22 protein-coding genes and 1 pseudogene are annotated in these 18,876 nt (G+C 49.8%); 12 read left to right on the top strand and 11 right to left on the bottom strand.

Annotated elements, in window-relative coordinates:
• The 11 genes from GHO41_RS30105 to GHO41_RS14500 form a co-directional block, all read left to right on the top strand.
• Positions 1-288: hypothetical protein (locus GHO41_RS30105; RefSeq protein WP_218580260.1), on the top strand; the 288-nt coding region annotated here is incomplete at its 5' end.
• A gap of 506 nt (positions 289-794) precedes the next feature.
• The gene (locus tag GHO41_RS14545; RefSeq protein WP_178126517.1) at positions 795-1,085 is read left to right on the top strand and encodes a hypothetical protein; all 291 of its coding nucleotides are present in this window, start codon (positions 795-797) and stop codon (positions 1,083-1,085) included.
• Entirely contained in the window at positions 1,033-1,377 is a 345-nt protein-coding gene (locus GHO41_RS14540) for a hypothetical protein (RefSeq protein WP_153433956.1), read from the top strand. Before GHO41_RS14545 ends, GHO41_RS14540 begins: the two co-directional genes overlap by 53 nt.
• A complete protein-coding gene (locus tag GHO41_RS14535; RefSeq protein WP_153433955.1) occupies positions 1,374-1,826 on the top strand; it encodes a hypothetical protein in 453 nt (150 codons plus the stop codon). The genes GHO41_RS14540 and GHO41_RS14535 overlap by 4 nt, the downstream gene beginning before the upstream one ends.
• Before the next feature lie 217 nt (positions 1,827-2,043).
• Positions 2,044-2,295 carry a hypothetical protein gene (locus tag GHO41_RS14530; protein WP_153433954.1) on the top strand — a complete coding sequence of 84 codons (252 nt, stop codon included), beginning with the start codon at positions 2,044-2,046 and terminating at the stop codon, positions 2,293-2,295.
• A gap of 832 nt (positions 2,296-3,127) precedes the next feature.
• Positions 3,128-3,388, top strand: a complete 261-nt coding sequence (locus tag GHO41_RS14525; protein ID WP_153433953.1) for a hypothetical protein — start codon at positions 3,128-3,130, stop codon at positions 3,386-3,388.
• Positions 3,389-3,697: 309 nt separating this feature from the next.
• On the top strand, positions 3,698-3,940 hold the full coding sequence (locus GHO41_RS14520; protein ID WP_153433952.1) for a hypothetical protein: 243 nt from the start codon (positions 3,698-3,700) through the stop codon (positions 3,938-3,940).
• On the top strand, positions 3,921-4,889 hold the full coding sequence (locus GHO41_RS14515) for a hypothetical protein (protein WP_153433951.1): 969 nt from the start codon (positions 3,921-3,923) through the stop codon (positions 4,887-4,889). Before GHO41_RS14520 ends, GHO41_RS14515 begins: the two co-directional genes overlap by 20 nt.
• 473 nt (positions 4,890-5,362) lie before the next feature.
• On the top strand, positions 5,363-5,689 hold the full coding sequence (locus GHO41_RS14510; RefSeq protein WP_153433950.1) for a hypothetical protein: 327 nt from the start codon (positions 5,363-5,365) through the stop codon (positions 5,687-5,689).
• Between the two features lie 92 nt (positions 5,690-5,781).
• Complete coding sequence (locus GHO41_RS14505; RefSeq protein WP_153433949.1) at positions 5,782-5,979, top strand: hypothetical protein; 198 nt, start codon at positions 5,782-5,784, stop codon at positions 5,977-5,979.
• Positions 5,980-6,475: 496 nt separating this feature from the next.
• Positions 6,476-7,504, top strand: a complete 1,029-nt coding sequence (locus tag GHO41_RS14500; protein ID WP_017246483.1) for an IS30 family transposase — start codon at positions 6,476-6,478, stop codon at positions 7,502-7,504.
• Between the two features lie 28 nt (positions 7,505-7,532).
• Here GHO41_RS14500 and GHO41_RS30755 read toward each other — a convergent pair whose 3' ends face one another.
• The 8 genes and pseudogenes from GHO41_RS30755 to GHO41_RS14465 form a co-directional block, all read right to left on the bottom strand.
• Positions 7,533-7,982 (bottom strand): methyl-accepting chemotaxis protein, encoded by a 450-nt coding sequence (locus tag GHO41_RS30755; protein WP_233971761.1) that lies wholly within the window; start codon positions 7,980-7,982, stop codon positions 7,533-7,535.
• Between the two features lie 81 nt (positions 7,983-8,063).
• Positions 8,064-8,744: pseudogene (locus GHO41_RS30750) on the bottom strand (PAS domain-containing protein); the annotation flags it as partial.
• 80 nt (positions 8,745-8,824) lie between these two features.
• Positions 8,825-9,082 (bottom strand): EAL domain-containing protein, encoded by a 258-nt coding sequence (locus tag GHO41_RS14490; protein WP_153433947.1) that lies wholly within the window; start codon positions 9,080-9,082, stop codon positions 8,825-8,827.
• Between the two features lie 18 nt (positions 9,083-9,100).
• Positions 9,101-9,382, bottom strand: a complete 282-nt coding sequence (locus GHO41_RS14485; RefSeq protein WP_153433946.1) for a hypothetical protein — start codon at positions 9,380-9,382, stop codon at positions 9,101-9,103.
• Complete coding sequence (locus GHO41_RS14480) at positions 9,379-9,552, bottom strand: hypothetical protein (RefSeq protein WP_153433945.1); 174 nt, start codon at positions 9,550-9,552, stop codon at positions 9,379-9,381. Before GHO41_RS14480 ends, GHO41_RS14485 begins: the two co-directional genes overlap by 4 nt.
• 1,270 nt (positions 9,553-10,822) lie before the next feature.
• Complete coding sequence (locus tag GHO41_RS14475) at positions 10,823-12,631, bottom strand: radical SAM protein (RefSeq protein ID WP_256678774.1); 1,809 nt, start codon at positions 12,629-12,631, stop codon at positions 10,823-10,825.
• Positions 12,549-13,610 (bottom strand): hypothetical protein, encoded by a 1,062-nt coding sequence (locus tag GHO41_RS14470; protein ID WP_153433944.1) that lies wholly within the window; start codon positions 13,608-13,610, stop codon positions 12,549-12,551. Before GHO41_RS14470 ends, GHO41_RS14475 begins: the two co-directional genes overlap by 83 nt.
• 39 nt (positions 13,611-13,649) lie before the next feature.
• Entirely contained in the window at positions 13,650-14,993 is a 1,344-nt protein-coding gene (locus GHO41_RS14465; protein WP_153433943.1) for a hypothetical protein, read from the bottom strand.
• A 150-nt stretch (positions 14,994-15,143) separates the two neighbouring features.
• Here GHO41_RS14465 and GHO41_RS30745 point away from each other — a divergent pair, with 150 nt between their 5' ends.
• Positions 15,144-15,305, top strand: a complete 162-nt coding sequence (locus GHO41_RS30745) for a tetracycline resistance efflux system leader peptide (RefSeq protein ID WP_153433942.1) — start codon at positions 15,144-15,146, stop codon at positions 15,303-15,305.
• Between the two features lie 113 nt (positions 15,306-15,418).
• Here GHO41_RS30745 and GHO41_RS14455 read toward each other — a convergent pair whose 3' ends face one another.
• The 3 genes from GHO41_RS14455 to GHO41_RS14445 are packed head-to-tail and all read right to left on the bottom strand — an operon-like array spanning position 15,419 to position 18,875.
• Entirely contained in the window at positions 15,419-16,537 is a 1,119-nt protein-coding gene (locus GHO41_RS14455; RefSeq protein WP_256678770.1) for a radical SAM protein, read from the bottom strand.
• Positions 16,534-17,676, bottom strand: a complete 1,143-nt coding sequence (locus GHO41_RS14450; protein ID WP_153433941.1) for a radical SAM/SPASM domain-containing protein — start codon at positions 17,674-17,676, stop codon at positions 16,534-16,536. Before GHO41_RS14450 ends, GHO41_RS14455 begins: the two co-directional genes overlap by 4 nt.
• Entirely contained in the window at positions 17,676-18,875 is a 1,200-nt protein-coding gene (locus GHO41_RS14445; protein WP_153433940.1) for a radical SAM protein, read from the bottom strand. Before GHO41_RS14445 ends, GHO41_RS14450 begins: the two co-directional genes overlap by 1 nt.
• Position 18,876: the final 1 nt, after the last annotated feature.

The raw sequence follows: 18,876 nt of genomic DNA, 5'->3' as shown, positions 1-18,876 counted from the left end.
TGTGAGAGCCTGGATTCTACCGGTGGCTGGCTCTCTGCCTCTCGTTTCAAGCGTTGCGCTTATTCTATGAATTCAGGTGTGATATTTCTTACTGGCCTAATGATGTATGTAATCGCGGCCATTTCGTTTTATCACGTTAAAAACGATAAGCTTGACGCAATAACGAGAGCGATAACCTCTACATCTACCATGACCTCACAAAATTTTGACGTGATACGTAAATACCCATCATGCACCAGCATTGAAAATAACGCTTCAGGAGATGGATCATCTGTAGCTGCGGACTGAGCGCTGGGTTTTTGACCATCTTGGGAATCACACAGGCGCTGAGATGAGGGCAGTATTTGGTGCCCCTGATCTGCTACTAGATGTAGTGGCATGAACACACACACACCTGCCTCTGATGAGGTGGGAAAAGTGGCGGCACTACATTTGGTTTCGCTGACCAGCTGATCGAAAACAACATGTAATGGTAGAGGAACACACCGATGAGCAATTTCAACGAAAAACAGCAAAAAATCCTCGATGCTTTCGGTGTTGGGAACGTCGCACGCGCAGCTGCTCCCAAAGAATAGAATCTGTCGCTCGGTAATAAAAACTGTCGCGGTCGCCGCTGATCACCGGTCGTTGGCCAGCGACAGCAGCCCACGGTCGAATCCTCTGCGGAGACAACGCCTGCTAAGCAGTGAGGGCTGCCATTATTTGCACCGGGTTGAATTGAAATGGAAACCGTCACCCATTACCTTGGATTGTTGGCTGCATGTCGGGCCACTTCATTTGCAAAAGGACCAGGTATGAACTCGTTAGCGGAACATTTCGAACGAAAATCCAAATTATGGAGCGTAGCCTTCAACGTCTGCGCGCTCTTGATCGCCTTCAATGCCGTGCTGTTTCTACTATACGTCTTCACCCCGATCAAAGGCCCCTTCACACTGGTATTTGGATTCTCCGCCTACAACCTTTGGATTAGCGTGGGCGCTGCAATGATCGTTGTCCTCGTGGCGTCCACTGCCTATACCAACGCGCATGGGTATGCGCGGCTATCAGGTTGGCGATTACGACTGGTTCGTCGCTACCTCTCCTGAGCAAGCGATGGAGCTGATGCGCGAAATCGGCGGCGATGAAGACTGGGATGCGAGCGACTATGAGGTCACGTTGTCCAGTGATGAGCTGCTTGATAAGCGGTTGCGTGAAGAAGACGTACCCGACAAAGACGCTGGCTCGCTGCGTGAGTGGCTGGCAGAGCCAAATCGCCGGGTTGGATCAACGGCATCGAGCCATGGGAAAAGATCAGCAATGAAGCCTAGCATCAGAGTAATTGCCAGCTACAAACCCTCGGGGTGGTTTTTCCTGACACTAAATAAGGCATTGCCATGAAGCCCAACATGTCCTCTTTGCTAAACACGAAAGCGCGTAGGAAACTGCTGGGCAGGATCAGGCTCCACGCTGTATTAAACTTTACCCGCGATTTGAGCCCGCGAACTATTTTGGCCATGTCAGCTGCGCTGATTGTTCTCATTGTCGTGGGTATTGTAGATGGGTTTGGTGGTCTATTCCTGTTCCTGCCTTGTGTTGCTTTTGTAGCTTGTTACTTGCTCGGCAGAGCGCCGTTGACTTGGAGTGAAGTTTTAGAAGCGGATTTAGCTGGTTATGAACCGCTTGATGTTGAAGCTTTCCGATATTTACAGGCTGATGTAGCAAACGTTGGGGGCATTGAACGGGACGCTTTTGACAGATGGTTTTCCTGTGAGCTAATCGCCCTTGAATCCGTTGAAGGTGCTGTTAAAAACTCACCGAGATATCGTTTTCTTGGCCGAAAATTCTGAGTAAAGCACGTGGGCTTTGGAACGATTACCAACTAGCGATGCGCGACTCCTGGGAAATGTGGGGCCGCGACGAACGAGCAGACAAGTAGGAAAAGTTGCGCTGCACCGGTATGTCAGACTTGCGGAGGGGATGGCTACATTGCCGAACCTCGAACTCCCGGTGTGGACTACCCTGCATGCACCTGACACTCCCAACCAGTAAACGGAAATGCGATTTATGCAGTATCACGCGCCAAGTAAACAATTCACAGTTTCACTGGATAACTTGCAAAGCAGCGCAGGCTGCATGCGTTTTGCAATCAAGATGATTCGGCTGTCCGCAGGTCTGTCGCTCGACGGTGGCGAGCGGCAAGGACCGATGACCAGCGCATGCCATGCTGAACAGGCGATTCTCGACGCATCCCGGATGCTTGGCATTGACCTAGGGGCGACACGGGCTGGCCTGCTGGATGTGCGAAGCACTGACTGACAAGGCACGCTGAAGGAAAATTGATCACGACCGTAGATGGTTTCTTGAGAGAATTTTAACTAAGGATAATTGGATATAGCAAAGGTTAAGAAGCTGGTGAGCCAAGTAATATAGTTTCTTTGCTTGATGTCCTGCCTTCAACCTCAAGTTCTCATATTTGAAATTTAAATAATGGTTGATATTCTCAGCCATGCACATCAAAGCCAAGATTAAGGCATAATTTATGCTCATTGCAGTTATTTTTTCTTAACAATTCTGTGTCTGTTTCTCATCCCAGGTGCTGCTTACGTCGCCGCGAACTACAGTATTGGGTGGGTGATCGCCTCAGCATTCATAGGGCTTTTTGTGTTGGGTTGGCGCAAATCTAAGCAGGCCGAGGACGTAAAAAATGAAATATACATGGACACCATTTATTGCATACATGATCTTCATAACCTTCTATGTTGCACTCCAGTTTTTCACCAGTCCTGATAGCCCTGCCTTGAGCCTGCTTTTCGCTTGGGGTGCATCAGCAGTTGTTGGCGTTATTGGGTGGGGTCTTTTTGCGTTGTACAAATCGAAAAAGCCCAGGCGCTAAAGAGCGAAATAGTATGGCATTGACTGGCGGTGGATATGCGGGCCAGACAGAAGGTGGCGCAAACGCTCGGGCAAAGGTGAAAGCCCGAGACGCTGTAAATGCAAAACTAGCGCCAGAAGCCCCGCTGACGACAACGAATTGATATAGGGAAATTGCCATGTTTATGAAGATAAAAGCTATCACCGACTACCGCGTATTGGCACTCAAAGCCCACTACGTACCGTAGCTAGGAAAATCGCCCGGAGGGCACACTCAATGATTGATGTTGAAAAGTTCGATCTGTCCCATCACCTGGAGGCAGCTGTTCAGGAACTGGATGCCGATTCAATTGGCCTGGCTCACAACATGTACGACGCCACGCTGGAACAGCTTCACGAAGTCGTGGCCTTCGCTGAGCGGTTGAAAGAGGCGGCTTTGGTAGAAATGTATGTGCGGGAGCGAAAGGCCAATGGCGTCGATGCTCGGCATCTGATTTTGCCCCCAAAGGACTATGCCGGATACAACCCCGAAAGTTGAGGGAAAGGAATGAATGTCACACTCAACAAAAAGCTGATTTCTACTTCGTGGCATGCGACAACATAGTTTGGCTCGTAACAACATAGTCTGGCACAAGAGCGGGGCCAAAACGCCCTGCTGGGATCAGCTCGTAGGCTGGAGCCCCCGGACTCACTTAAAGCTTGTGTCAAACTATGTTGTCGGCAACTCGCACCTGAATTAGCCTAAAATCAGATTCATGCCAATCTATGTTGTCTTTGGTTTCGAGATTGATCTCGGGAACCCCCAATGAATTGGGTATATTCGTGCCAAACTATGTTGTCAGCACCCATGAGCATTAATTCCCGGCTTGCAGCACTGAAAATGGTAATAACGGCCCTGGATGAGGTCCAAACTTTCAACGGAAATCTGCCTGCTTATGATGACGCTGGCGAAGGTGGTGGAGCAGCACCTGAAACGTTCATGGCACTGGTGAAGCAATACGCAGGTAATCGAGTAGAAGATTCCGAACTGGTTGAAGTGATTGACTCCATGGACGTACTGTTTCCTGAGTATGAATTTTCTTGGAAGTAATACACGCTGTCATGTAGTAAATCCCGACCTAGAAACACCCGAGGCGCAAGCCAAAAAAGAAACCCGAGTGGTAGAAGCCGCTAAGCACCAGGAAATTGTTTTGAACATTCATCATCTTGCATCATTGCTTTTGTGTACATCTGTTCTGTTATCCGCATGTGGAAATGTAGAAGACGCCAAGAAACAAGAAATCACTGCCCCAGTAAGTGCAGAGCCGGTTGAAGTCACAGTGTTGCCCGCTGAGCCAGTAGTTGAGCTAGCCCCTTTGACCTACGATCATAACTCTCTGTCAAACGTTTTTATTGGCTATGATGTTAAATCATTAGCTACTAAAGCCAAAGAGCTAGGCGTGTTGGAGAAAAAGGAATTTGAGAAAACAGAAGACTTTAAACTACGTAAAGCAGATTTTATTTCTTCTTACTTGAATCTGAATGGTAAACCGACACTTGGCTTCTTCGTGCCAACTATAAGTTTCGTGAAGTATGATGCAGACGCCGAAAAGTTTAATGTCCAGTTACAAACAGGGGGTAATTTTACTGACCTGAATTATACTCATTCCACAACGTTCCCTTTCGCAACAACCGTAAAATACGAAACGGATTATAGTCAGGAACGGCTCGGTTTAAAAGTCGAAGACAGCATAAGTTATAACGTCGCATTTAAAATCAAGGACACGGGAAGCTCATTTATAACTTTCTCGATACCTGTACCCATTGAGAAAGCTCAGCTTCTCAAGGATTCATTATCGGTCGCAGTTGTGGGGAGCATAGTAGACCCAATTGTAATGCACTGGCAGACTTCCAAAATAGAATACGACAAATTCGAACAGAGTACTCACTGGACCTTAACTTTGTCAGGCGTGCAATTCTGGCTATATGACAAGTCAACTCTTGAGGTTCTTGCAAAATTTGATCGCAATCTCAAGATTATCAACACCAAAAACAGGTAAGACACAGAACTCAATCAACCCCAAGGCTAATAGAATTCGAGCCCCAATACTGTACTTGCAGGGGCTCTGATTCAAATCAGGAGGAATCGAGTGGAGCGAAAACGACCACTCTATAGCTAAGGACTGGAGGTATTGATTGGAAATGCGACGCCCAAGTTACCGAAACATTGATAGATTGAATTGCAAATACAGCGTTAATACTGGCAAGCTCCAGGTTCACAATTTTGTAGGATAGTCCGATGCGATACATCCTCAGCGTTGCCAGGCATTATATGACCGGAAAACTCACTACAGAGCATGCGGTATATGCCCTGCGTATGCAGCCAGTGGCTGTCATAAGCAAAGGCAAAACATGGATCATCGATCCTGACTTCAAAGTCTGAAGAAAGTCAGATGCACCACCAGCCCGCAGAATCGCTGGTTTTGCAATTACTAGGGCGCGGCTCTCGCGCCCACAGAATGAGGATAAATCTGTGACGTTAACCCTGCTGGAGAAAACCCTGATCGATAACGCAAGAGCTCATCAGGCGGCGCTGGCCAACTATTATCCGAAGTATCAGGCTCGGCAATCGGAGGGCGACGATCACACTGAATACCTAAAACACTCAGGCGCTCTAACCGATCTGGTGTCACTTACACATCATGATAGTGGGCTAAGCGCGGTCGCTGCCGAACTACTGCGCGAGGTCGAAGCGCAAGACATTGCAGTGTTCAAACTTCATTTTCCGGTAGGCTCCGGTACGACTGAAAGCATCGATGAGCAAGCCAGCACCCAAATCATTCTCAAAGATGACCTTTAAGCCATCGAGCGATTTTGACAATAGCAACTACCTCAAAGAGTACCGTATGCAGCCGGAACAAATTCGCATCGAATTCTACGTAGCTGATTCTGATGACGCTCAAATATAATGGGAAGGCTATGACAATCAATCCTGAGATTTTTTGGTCAGTACTGGCAGCACTTATTGCTTACGGGATCAGTAAGCATGTTTTAGCTGTGGCTTTGGGGCAGCTGTGCGGCAAACGACCTCAAGCGGCAACAAATAACCTAACAGGAGAAATGCAGGACTGCCCATCCGAACACAAATGAATTCTTTGGAATTCATATGGGCATTCGCAGAGATTTAGGAGAAGTCGTCCAGCTTGACGATGAGACTGAGGGGCCGTTTAACCCTCGAATTCTCGCGCCTGATCAGGGGCCGGGGTACGACCAATGCGTGCAGCTGGTGCTGGAAAACTGCAAAGATTCAGCGTGTCGCGAATGGCGGCCGCTGGAGGAACTGCACGGTGAAATGACCCCCTCTGAAGAGCATGTTTATCACGTCTCCGAATGCGCGATCCGAGACGTATCAACCAACCTTACTTAGCTCAACAAGTGACTAATCAACTGCGCGATCTTGCCTAGGAATAATGGCCGAGCCACTGAGAGCACTGGGCATTCCAACTCAAGGAAGTGCCCAATCCTCATTTACTCTGTGTCCTCTGCCATGATCTGTAGTATCGAGGTGTATTTGTGCTCTGGAAATCCAGGGGCGGCCGCGAAAACTGAGTGCAACACCTGACCTTTCCGGTACGGTGCTGCCCCTATGTCCTATTCCGAACTCAGCGTTGAAGAGCGCGCGATCATTCAGCTCAGTCAAGCTCAAGGCTTCACCCTGCGCGGCATTGCTCGCCTGATTGACAGGTCGCCCTCGACCATCAGTCGAGAGCTGAAGCGCAATCGAGGCAGTAGTGGTGCTTACTCGGCCCGCTGCGCCCAGCGACAGATGAGCATTCGGCGCCAGGTTTGTCGCCCTAAGCGCAAGCTTCTGCCGGGCAGTGAGCGCTTCGAGTTGGTGACCCATATGTTGCGTGAGCGTTTGTCTCCTGAACAGATTGCCGGCAAGCTGCGCGGCATGAACATTCCCAGCCTCAGAGATGCCTACGTCTGTCGAGAGACGATCTACAACGCGATCTATGCCTTGCCGGTCGGCGAGCTGCGCAAGGAGCTGATCATCTGCCTGCGCCAAAGCAAGGCGACGCGCAGACCGCGCTCTGGCGGCGTGGATCGGCGCGGCCAGATTCCGGAGATGGTCAGCATTCACGTGCGCCCGCCAGAGATCGAAGACCGGCTGATGCCGGGGCATTGGGAGGGCGACCTGATCAAGGGTAAGGCCAACGCCTCGTCGGTAGGCACGTTGGTGGAGCGCACCAGTGGCTACCTGATGCTGGTGAAGATGAACGACGCAACGGCGACCTCGGCGATGGAGGGCTTCAGTGCAGCGCTCAACGGCATGCCGCTGGCGATGCGCAAGAGCATGACCTACGACCAAGGCCGGGAGATGGCGCGGCATGCTGAAATCACCCAGCAGACCGGGGTCGCTATTTATTTTTGTGATCCGCACAGCCCATGGCAGCGCGGCAGTAACGAAAACATCAACGGCCTGATCCGCCAGTACCTGCCCAAGGGGACTGACTTGTCGGTACACAGCCAGGAGCAACTGAATGCCATCGCCCTGCAACTGAATATGCGCCCCCGTAAGCGCTTCGATTTCAAATGCCCGATCGAAGTCATGGGAGAGGTGATGCAGGAAGCCTTGGCTATGCGGCATGATGCTCCGGCTTCAATTCAATAACCGTGTTGCACTCAGCTCCTGCAACCGCCTAGGGTTTCAATGCTTCAACCATTGACACGAGTTCACTGATACTCACATTCACACTCTCGATAGCTTTTTCGACATGCTCGATAGATTCATGACCTTTTTTCGCGATCACATTTATCTCTTTTAAACCGGTGTCAATTTTATCAATGAGCCCCGCGTTCTCCTTTACGACCTCCGCAATGTCGGAGGTTGCGGAAGCCGATCTGGCGGCAAGCTTTCTTACTTCGTCTGCAACAACTGCGAACCCTCTGCCGGAATCTCCGGCTCTTGCAGCTTCAATCGCCGCATTAAGTGCCAATAAGTTTGTCTGATCTGCAATAGAACGTATGGTGGTTACTATTTCCTGAATATTCTTTGATTTCAGATTTAGCTCTTGACCAACTTGTGCAGTATTTTCAACCTGTGATGCGATTTGAACACTGGTATTCACGCTGTTATCCAGCTCTCGCATTGCCATTGTTGTTAACGCCGATGTCTTTTCGGATGTTTGCGCCGCGAGGTTGACTGTATTAATGGCATTATTGACGCGCTCAGAAATATCTGACGCAAATTTTATCACTTTATAGACTTTACCTTGCCCATCAAGAATGGGGTTGTAAGTTGCTTCAAGCCAGACGCTCCTGCCAGACAGACTTCTTCTTAGAAATCGACCTGTCTGATAGTTACCGTTGGCCAAGTTGCGCCAGAAGTTTGGGTTATCACGATAAAAGTTTTCATCACAGAAAATGTTGTGCTGTTTACCCTTTATCTGTTCCAGTTTGCAATCCATAGCATTAAGAAAATTCTGGTTAGCATTGGTGATTGTGCCATCAGGGGTGAATTCAATTACAGCCTGTGAGCGGTTAAGTGCCGTAAAAACAGCATTCTGCGACGCAGATTCGTTATGCTGCGCGGTGACATCAAAAGCCAATTTAACAACACGATACACCTTACCTTGTTCATCCTTAATTGGCACATAACGTGCGCCGACAAAGATAATTTCTCTATTCTTCTTTATATATTTAAAGGTATCTCGCTGCGGTTTGTCCTCAAGGAGATTTCGCCAGAAGGTTGTATACTCGGGCCTCGATGTATAGGCAGTCTCAAACAAAATGCGGTGATGCTGGCCCAGAAGTTCCTGTTTACTGTACCCCATAAAGTCAGCAAACTTCTGACTCACTTCAAGTATTTCGCCTGAATGATTAAAAATCACCATCGCGGTAGCGTTTAACATGGCATTAAAGAGGAGTTTTTCATCAGAAACTTTTAGTGGTTCTGTTAAAGCGGGTGTTTTCTTTAGAAAGTCGAACATAATCAGTATTCTCTTTTATAGCTCAAAAGTAATTTTTCAAACTGCTCAACAGAGAGAGGTTTATCGAAGTAGTAACCTTGCCCCCAATCACAACCCAGTTCTGCCAGTAGCGTCGCAATTTCTTGAGTTTCAATTCCCTCAGCAAGAGTTTTCAAGCCAAAAATCTTTGCTGTTGAAATAATGGTTTTAACAATGGCGAGGTTTTTCTCATCTTCAAGTATTGACTTGATAAAGTGGGCGGTTGCAGGAGCTGAGTGCAACCGCCAGGCTTAAAAAGGCTATTTCAATTTTGATTTCAAAAGTGCTCTCATTGTATTTTTTGAACGCGCTATGAATTGGTCCTCGGTTTCTTGTTCGGTAGGATCACCAATGTCATCACTTAACTGTGCAAGAAACTCTTTATCACTTACAAGTGCAACAACCTCAACAGCGAACTCGCTGGCTTTTGTGTCCCCTAACGTAGCAACTGCTGCTAATTTTACAGCAGCATTTACACTTTTCAGCGTATTATCAAGAACTGGTACGCTAGCTCTAGTAGCCAAGTAATTTTTTATGCTCATGCCTTCTCACCACCCTTGCTTTCATCATTCTTTGATGACTTATATTGCTGACGAAATATATCTGTAAACATATCAACAATCGAATCTATAATTTTATCTTTAGTTTCCTCGGGGAGCTTTGTCCACATACCTATTAGTGACGCAAAAATGGCTAGTATTTTTTCCCACATAGTAGGTCTCCTTATTGAAATATCATTACCGACCAAGCTTTTTAAGGCTAAAGCATTAAAGTTATTCGGCAGCCAGTGCAAAAACTTTAGCCATTTACTTTGGACCCATCGAGGGTCCGCATGGCGCTCACTGGAATTCTGCTGCACCACTACCCAAGAGTCGCGTGCTGAACTCGATTTCACGACAAGGGCGGAACTGGAGCAATGCCGGACAGGCAACAGGTGCAGCCCGCTGCCGTGAGCTACACGAACTGCACCGAGTTGGATAACACGCAGCTCGATAAAATAGTAGATTGGGTTGGGCTTCAGTGAATGTGATCTGAACCCCTACACAGCCACCCTACACCTCGCCTTGACAACCGGGCTGGGCCAGTAGAAGAGGCTCGATTAAACTGAATCCATAAAAAGGGAAAGCTATGACAATCAATCCTGAGATTTTTTGTTCGGTGCTGGCAGCGCTTTTTGTTTACGGGATGAGTAAGCACGTTGTCAGTGTGGCTATGGGCCAACTCTGGGGTAAACGGCCTCAAGCGGCACCCAGCCACCTAACAGGTACTGAGCAGAGTCACAGCTTTGTCAATCAAAAGTGAACGAGTAAAAAATGATCAATCGCCAGCCAGCATATTCGCTGGCTTCTACATTAGGTTAGACGGCGTTACACGCCCGGCAGATTGGTAGCTTATATGTGAGAACAGGTAAACTGTACGTCAAAGCTTTGCATCTCCAAAATTTGAATTTAATCCACAACTATTGAAACCAACTACAAGGTATATATATGATTGATTTCTTACTCGCCAGCCTTAGTTTCATGGCGATAGTAGGCTTGAACTACATGGTTTACTACTACAAGCTCGGGGACTTTTTTGTCTTCTTGATAATACTACCCATACTTCTTTTTGCTAAAATTTTGCCAAGAGCTCACAAACTCCTATCAAGGATATTTCAACCTGAGCTTCTAATGTGCTCAGTTTGGCTTATTTCTCTAGATGCTTTCCTCTTCATATTAATGACCCCTAATGGCGAAGATGAAGCTACCTTTTTTGAAACAGTTGCTCAAAGTAGAATGTTCGATTGGCCCACGCCATATTGGCTAGTTCTTATAGCTGTCAGTATTTGTCTTTGGTCAATCATTGCTAGAACAAATAAACAGCGACGAGGTTAGTTGCTGTGCTACTGCTGACTTAATCATACCTAACCACCCCTGGTACTGCGGCGCGGTAATTCTCCCGCCCCACCCGCCGCAGTACTAATTCATCAAACACAGAAATAATCAGATTTTTGTATCACTCGAACTCAACAAGCGACGCGACATTCTGTCCTCGGATGATAACCGCAAAATCGTGGCACCTATAACCGGGTCGATAGCATCGAGACCAGTGTAGATTGCGTGGGCGCGTCTGTTTCGCAATACCCAGCGCAATAGCTCCGCGTTGTGGGAAGCAGTAATCAAATTGTCTTCCACTGCTCCGCTTTCAACATGGCTAGATCCTGACTCAAGCAGATCAGCCAGGGAATCGCCGGCATTCCTATCCACCCACCCCCACACCAGCGATTTGCATAGAGTCAGGTGGTAGAAGTCATCGAAGACCATGTGTTCGACCAGCATTCTTCTTTCCGAAGGGGTCAGGCATTCGAATCCATCAGCAGAAAGCTCACAAGACACTCCCACCGCTTGGTAGGCCCATAGACGCTGGATAACAGGCTTCTTGAAGCTGTTATCGATGGAAAGTCGAACACGCTTACCAGCGGCACGCTTGAGCCATTGATCGAACGCAAGGTTAATGCCTTCTTCCTCCGCGATGCACGAATCACTTTGGGCCTGCGACCCGCCCACAGTGCGTAGTCGGCTCAGAGCATCACGGTGAACTTGGACTGCTCGATCAAATGCCCCGTAGCTGTTCTTGATCTTGCTCCAGAGCTTCTTGTAGCCAGGGCAGTCACCACTGTCCCAAGCGCGAACATCCTCGGAGGCAGCGGTGCGATAGTGATACCACCCCCCGGCGCAGTGCGAATGGAACTCACACTGAAAACAGTAATCGTGATAGGCAGAGAGCTTGTTATCAAGCTCTTGGGTGTTGTCCGAAAGCACCTTCCACTTCCAGTCAGGGTCGTCAAGATAGATCAGCCCAGCTCCAAGCGAAGCCTCATCCGTAGTCTGGTTTGCGTTGAATGTGGTCAGACCATCAGGCTCAATCGCGAGGTCGTACCTAAAATTGCCAATGCATTGGTAGCTAGTTCCTCGAAAAACGGCGCTGCTCATTTCATCTGCTGGCGTGAAGGTAATACCTTTCGGCACGATTTCAAAAAGACGCGAGAGGTAACTACTCATGCGCTCAAACTCGATCATGTTCGGCTGCCAAAAGGTGCGCCCAGACCCATATGGACTGATCATTTTGATAGAGAAGTCCTTGATACCTAGTGGCAGAAACGTCTCCAGCAAGTATTCCGGGCCAAGCTCTACAACGGTACGAGTAAGGATCACATCTAGGATTTTTTGATCGACCTGGGCGTCTTTAACCGTTTCCTTCCAGCGTTCGAACAGGGCCATGTTTTTGCCGAAACGATTAGTTTCTGGCTCCCACGATGTGTAAAGGCACATTTCTGGTCGCCGACCGTACTTACCGAACAGATCGAGGTAGTCCCGACGCTTTCGCTCGTCCGAGAAGATCAAGTTTGACAACACGTTAATAGAGCCAGGGGTTTTCAATACACTATTGAAGTCGGCGCACTGGTCCAGGGCGTATGGAAGATTCTCTTGCCAATACTCAACCGGAAGGCTGGTTATTTCACCGCCAATCAACTCCCATTCGATTTCCTCAAGGCCCTGATCAAGCGCAAGCAACTCGCGCATGCGCGGAAAAATGGCTTTGAACGTTTCATGGCTCATGAACGAACGGTTGGCCAACTCTTTAGGGTCGATGTAGCAATGGGTGCATCTGCGGTTGCACCAGCGTGTCGCGGTGATACTGACGTTTGCCTGATTAAGCGTTCGAGCTTTATGCACAACTGGACTCCAGAAGCTGATCCCATAGCCCTCGCCCGCCAGCGCACTCACCTGAACCATCAGTAACTGGTACATGTGAAGGTCCGCCTTTACAGTAGCTGACATGCTCGCAGCGCCGGCAAGGAGCTACCCGCGTACGGTCGGCCATGATGCGTGACTTCCTACGATGGGAACTCAGGATAGGGTCCATGCCTGCCTCCAAAACATTACCTAGAAAGGTTCCTTGGAGGTCGGAATAGAGGGGATTGGTTGTGACGTTTCCGTCAGGATTCAAGGTGAGGAACCGGCTCTCACAGGCAACATTGAATTGATTGTTGGGTTGCCCGATCTTTTGCTGAAATGCACCTATCGCTATGCCGGCATCTTCGAATGCTTTCCCCCATCGGGATTGCAGCTCACGCAGAAACGACCAAGCCTCGTTATACGTAGCGGTCAACGGCAATGCAGGAACACTTTGGGCGCTGTATACAGGAGCAGCCAGGAAAGCATGGAAGTCTACTGAAACATCGAACTCCCATACCCTGCATTGGGATTTAAGAATGACCGCGGCGAGTGCATCGACTCCTGCTCGGATCGTCTCAACGTTCAATTCGACATTCACTGGGCATTCGATTCCCGCTGCCCAAAACTTGTCAAGCCCGGCCATGAATTTCCGCTGATAGTGATCCTCATCGCCGGCCAGAGAAGCCTTTCCAGCAAAGGCATAGGTTGTCTCGACTGAGCCCGCAAATTCCTCATGGGAAAGATCAATGAGCCAGTTAGGCACATTGAAGCAATTCGTCACCATGGTCTGATTCGCGTGCGGAAGAAGACTCCTAGCTGTATCGCAGTAAGTTTTCATCTGCCCATGGCCAACTAAAGTAGGCTCGCCACCCTCCCAGATGAGAGCCACTGGTCTCCCCTTCCAGAAGGTGGTGTCTAGGAAGGCTTCGAGGATTACTAATGGCAGGCGTTCTTTTGCGGCCCTGTGCGTCTCGGTAAGGTAGCAACGCTTGCAATCCACATTGCACTGCCGAGTGACATTGATAAAGCCAACGGCTTGTTTCGCTTCCATAACACCTCAGTGCGCACCTAGAAACGGTGCGCAACTCGATCAGCCGACAGCAATGATGACGTTGCTTCCCGCCCCGGCAGCTACAGGCTCGGGAACAGGCTTAGGGCGCTCAAGCCCAATCTCACTGATCGCGCCGCCAACCTTGAGGACTGAACCAATAATGCCGACAAACTCCGCAGCGGCGAGCGCGGCGACCTTGCCTTCAACGCCCAATGTCTCAGCGGCTCGCAGAGCTGCATCACTGGGCTCAACAACCCCACGGTCAATGTCTACTAGCTTGTTGAGTTGAGATTTGTTGCACAGGCTTTCCCAAGCCTCTACCAGTGCTTCTGGACTGCCAAAGCCACTAGCCAAAGTACCAACTAGATTCTTTGCAAACTCCTTCTGAGCGAGGCTTGGAGCATACTCATCGCCTTCTTCGCCATCAGCTTTGGGAAGGTACTTGTCGAGGACGGTATGGACAGCATTTTTCAACTCGTAGATGAAGCCGCACGCATCCACAAGAGAAAGACCAGTCATTTCTTTTGTAGCACGGACTAAATTGGGAACCGGCACACGAGAGTCCAATTCATCCTCAAGCATCTTGACGCGTGCAGCTCGCATTTCGGATTCTTTGAGTTGGATCGCACCACCGAGCTTTTGCATTTCAGCCACGAAGAATTCATCACCTCCCAACTCTTTCTGGATCACTACATCGAGGCGGGCCTTGATATGGTCCATTACCTCCAGGGGCACCTCATCAGTGAACAAAAGCTTCATTTCCTGATTGTTGGTTATGTCCTTTGGGGTGTGTCCAACTGCTACAGCGAATTTGTACTCAAGGTAGCCATCGAGTGGGGTCAAGCTGTAACCCGCATGCGAGTTCGAAAGCCAAAGCACTGAATAGCGTTCAAGACGCTCAATGTAAGCCTCCACCGACTCGATGGTGGTTGGGTCGTTTGGCAACATCAACCGAACGTTCAGAGTTTGCGCTTCGGCCTCATCGAGTACGACCTGCGGATCAACTGTGCAGTCTGCCCCAACGTCTATCGTGCTTCGACTCAGCGTGCCAGTGGCCAGCAGCAAGCTGAAAATGAAAGCCTCATCCAATTCAGTCGGGTCAACGTCGCTGGCACGGACTTTCAAGCCAAGCGACAACGCGTCCAACGGGATACGCTGTAATTCGGTATCACACTCGACCAAACCATAGTGAACATGGCGTACGAAATTCTTCGTCGGTTCTGCTGTTATTGCATCGGATTGGCTTTGAAAAATCGCGTCCAACTCTGATGCTTTTTTGCCAACAACAAAAATCTCGTCGGGCAGGCTTTCTTCAATGGTTTCTGGGAGCAACTGTGGGTCAAAGACCTGCACGTCTTGCTCGGTTTCGGCTGCTTTATCCATGGTTGATTATCTCCAACCACGCGAACCGTGGCATGCACCGTGGCAAGCACCGTGGCAAGCTGTATGGCAATAGCCCCAAGCGCCAATGTCAGTGGAGTCGCGGTCTTTCGCCGTGGCGGTCGCAGCCAGCAGTAGGTTGTCGATACCTTTGTGCTCTTGGCTTACAACCAACCCCTTGAGCGCATCCTGGAACTGATCAACCACGGGTTTGATAGGATTCAGCTCAAGCATGGTTCTGTATCGTTTGATTTCGCTGTCAGAACTCAACTCAGCAGCAGATTTGTCGAGCGTGATTCTCGTCGATGCCTGTGAGTGCTGCGCGAAAACAGCTGCACTAACAGCCAAGCCAACCAGAATTCGGTTCGCTGATTTGCCTTTCATACCTACCCCTACTCCAATTTTTATGTGGCCGTCAGGCCATCAGTTCACCCTGCGACTGCGATCAGACTGGGACTTTCAGCGGACGCTATACACGCATTCAAAAGTTTGAAAGCCTGGAAGCCACCAGCACATTCCCCCGACTCATCGGTCTTAGGTGTAGCCATGCAACCGCTTGAGCAGATTGGCTTGTATCGGCAGTCCTGACAGGAAATCTGGCGCTCTTGCCTCACTTCTACCAATACCGTGGCCTCAACGACTGAACCCCCCACAGCATTCCGATTACTAACCTCGGAAGTCAGGGCGGTACATGCCGAGTAGTACCCGGTCTGATCAAACGTGTGAAAACGTGTGTCGCATTTGCCTGACAAACATCCGTACCCACCAGCTTTGCCATTTCGGAGGCGATGAACGCTGTCGATAAGGCCATCAAGCGGCGAAATGTTAATTGGCTGCAACCCGGCCCTTTCCTCACGGATAAAGCGCATATAGGCCACAGCAAATCTACCAATCCACGTACTGTATTCTCGGTTCGATACCCCAATCCAATCCCAATTGGTAATGGCGTAACCGGTCTTCGTCAGCCGCTCGAAATGCACCAAGCTGATGCCTTTCTCAAGGAGGAAGTCAATCAGGTCGCGAGGGTTCCTGAACTGCTCAATAAGCGGCTTGGTCGTCGTAATGACCATGTAAGGGGAAATCCCTATTCGTTGCAACTCAACTACGTGCGTCCAGAACACCCTCTCGAATTCTGCGTTTGTTTCAGGGCGGCCTTTACGCATCATTCGGATGCCGGGGTCCCATGAAACCCCAACCTGCGAATCGAAGAATTCGCGGTAGAGCTCTGCCCAACGCAAGTCAAAATTGACCAAGTTCGTTTGGATGCTGAACCTCACTGTGAAGTCATCAAGTGACTCACGGAGAAACACGCAAACCCGGCGCATGAACTCCACGCCAACAAGCGTAGGTTCACCACCATGGAATTGGAAAAGCAGCACCTGACCTGGAGCAGCAAAACTGCGCACGCGGGACGGGATCGCTTCAATGTCTGACCACCGCATCCGCTTAGGGTTGTTTGGGATGAAGCAATGAGCGCAATGGAGATTGCAAGCCTCGATCACGCGGACGTAAATCATGTGATCAAAGTCTTTTTCTGAATCGCTCAATTGATGCGCTCCAGACCGTACGTATAGGGGTCAAAAGCTTTGTGACCTGCGGCAGTCAGGTAAGCCGACGCATGCTGACGGCCAATCGGCGAATCCACGTAGGCATGGACATGGTGTAGATGAGAACGATAGCCGGCGCATTCACCACTTCCTGTGTGGACCTGATGTTCAGTGATTGGGCAGCCACTCTTACAGAAACTCCTGAACTGGCAGGTCTTACAGTGGTTAGCAACATGATCAATCATCTGGACCTTGATCCAGTTCTTGCGCACCGGGCTCGACTGGAAAGCGTCAATACCATCCTGAGCCTTTGGCCAATCATTCTGCTCGTACTCGATCCGGTCAGGACAGGTGTTGAGCGACCCATCGGGATTGACTACAAGGAAATCACGCTGGCACTTTCCACCCCACCGCTCGCCGGGCTGGCCATGAAGAACGCCACTAATGGAAGCAGCAACAGCGTTATTGGCAACGAATGGACGCCCAGCCGCAAGATCGGCCATGCCTAGGTCAAACAGCGCTTTCAAAAACTCACTATGCTGCTTGTTGTCCGGCCTGTCTGAGCCTGCTCCATAAGCGTTGTATCGCTCAATGTTGAAGTAGTCGAAGCCGTGGTCCTTGAACCATTCATAGACCCTTGCCGGATCAGCCGTCTCGTTGGTCGTGGGCACCATAATCGGACCAACTGTGATGCCATTAGCGCGTGCCAATGACACCTTTTTGAGCCACAAATCCACATACTTCTCGTTGGAACCATTGAGGGTGCGCCCGGTGAAATCCAGAGAGGAACCAACAAAAGAGTCACATCGCTCCTGTATGAACTTCACGTGACCTTCCCTGAGTGGGATCAGGCTAGTCTGAACTGTCTCTTGGATTTCATACCGCGATAGACCAGAGCGAACCCGATCCGAATACCAGAACAAAGTCTCAGGGTTCAAACTCAATGGTTCGCCGCCGTGATATAGGATCGCAATACGTTCGTGGCCCTCGCGCAAAGCGAGTTGATTTATCAACTCAAGCGTAGCGTCAAGTGTCTCAGGGGTCATACGGCTTTTATTAGCTCGAACGTCCTCTGGCAGATAGCAGAAGTCGCAACCCACGTTACAAAAATTGGTCGGCTTCAAATATACAGTCAGCATCAGGCAGCCCCGCGACTTGCTTCGACGCGGTAACGAGCCGAAACAGGGTCGATACCAAGGCGGTACAAGAAAGGATCAGCTTCGCCGGTCACTACTGACTCCTTGAGTCGGTCGAACACCATTTTCCAAGATTGGCAATAAGCGAACTTCCCCCCCATGCCTCGCTCGAACAATACGGCATCCCGTGCGCATCCCCCCTGGCACTCTTCAAAATGGCGGCATGTCTTACAGTCTGGTGGAACGTTTCGATTGCGCCCGATGATTTCACGGGATGCAGGGGAAGAAGCTAGAGCTGGAACAACGTCAGCTCCAGTATAGAATTTGACCTCTACTGGCTGTGCGGAAACCTGCACTCCCCCGGTCAGTATGTTGCCGAAACGATGGGCAGGGTCGGCGAGGTCACTGAACTCAGAGCAGTTAAAGACACTACCATCTGGGTCTATAGTCAAGAATTTTCCACCGCAGGATTTAGTCCATGGGCAGAGCAATGTGCGGAACCCTGCAACCTTGCTTAGCATCTGGTCCAGCGGCGTAATGTTGAAGCTCGGGACCTCTTTGAGCCATCTGTCGTAGAGGTCGATCAGCATTTTCCCGTATGTCTGCGGCTGGATGAGCATGCCTGACTCACGCGCCCTGCCCGCTGGGTACGCGTAGTTGAATCGAATATCGAACCCATAATTACCGTAGGCCTTTGCTCGGTCAAAAATGTTCATCGCTCGGTCAGCTGCACCCTCGTCGTAGACGCCAATAACAAGAGGTCTGAATCCATCGGCGATCACGTCATCCATTGCCCGCCAGAACATTCGGTCATAGGTGTCAGCCTTGCCCTTTATTGTGCGGTACTTCTTATAGGGGTCGAAGCTGGTACTGATCCGGCCTTCGAACACATTTTCGAACACGTCGCGCCAGCGAGCGGAGTTGTACCCGAGCAGGTTTGTCTGTATCGCAAAGTTCAACTTCACGCCCTGGGATTCTGCATATTCCGCGCATGCGCGGAAAAACTCTGGCCCCATCAGCATTGGCTCTCCACCGTGCCAAATCCAATCGACCTTCGGGGTGAGATTGCCTTTCAGACGGTTCAAGATGATTTTGAAGTCATCAAGCGACCACTTATCAGCACCATCAGGTGGCGCAGAGCAATAAGAGCAATCCGCATTGCAGTTCTTGGTTGGTTTGGCAATGACTACTGAATAAGGCATA

The sequence above is a fragment of the Pseudomonas sp. FSL R10-0399 genome, from assembly GCF_009600165.1.
Classification (GTDB): Bacteria; Pseudomonadota; Gammaproteobacteria; order Pseudomonadales; family Pseudomonadaceae; genus Aquipseudomonas; species Aquipseudomonas helleri.
This window is presented reverse-complemented; position numbering and strand designations above follow the sequence as displayed.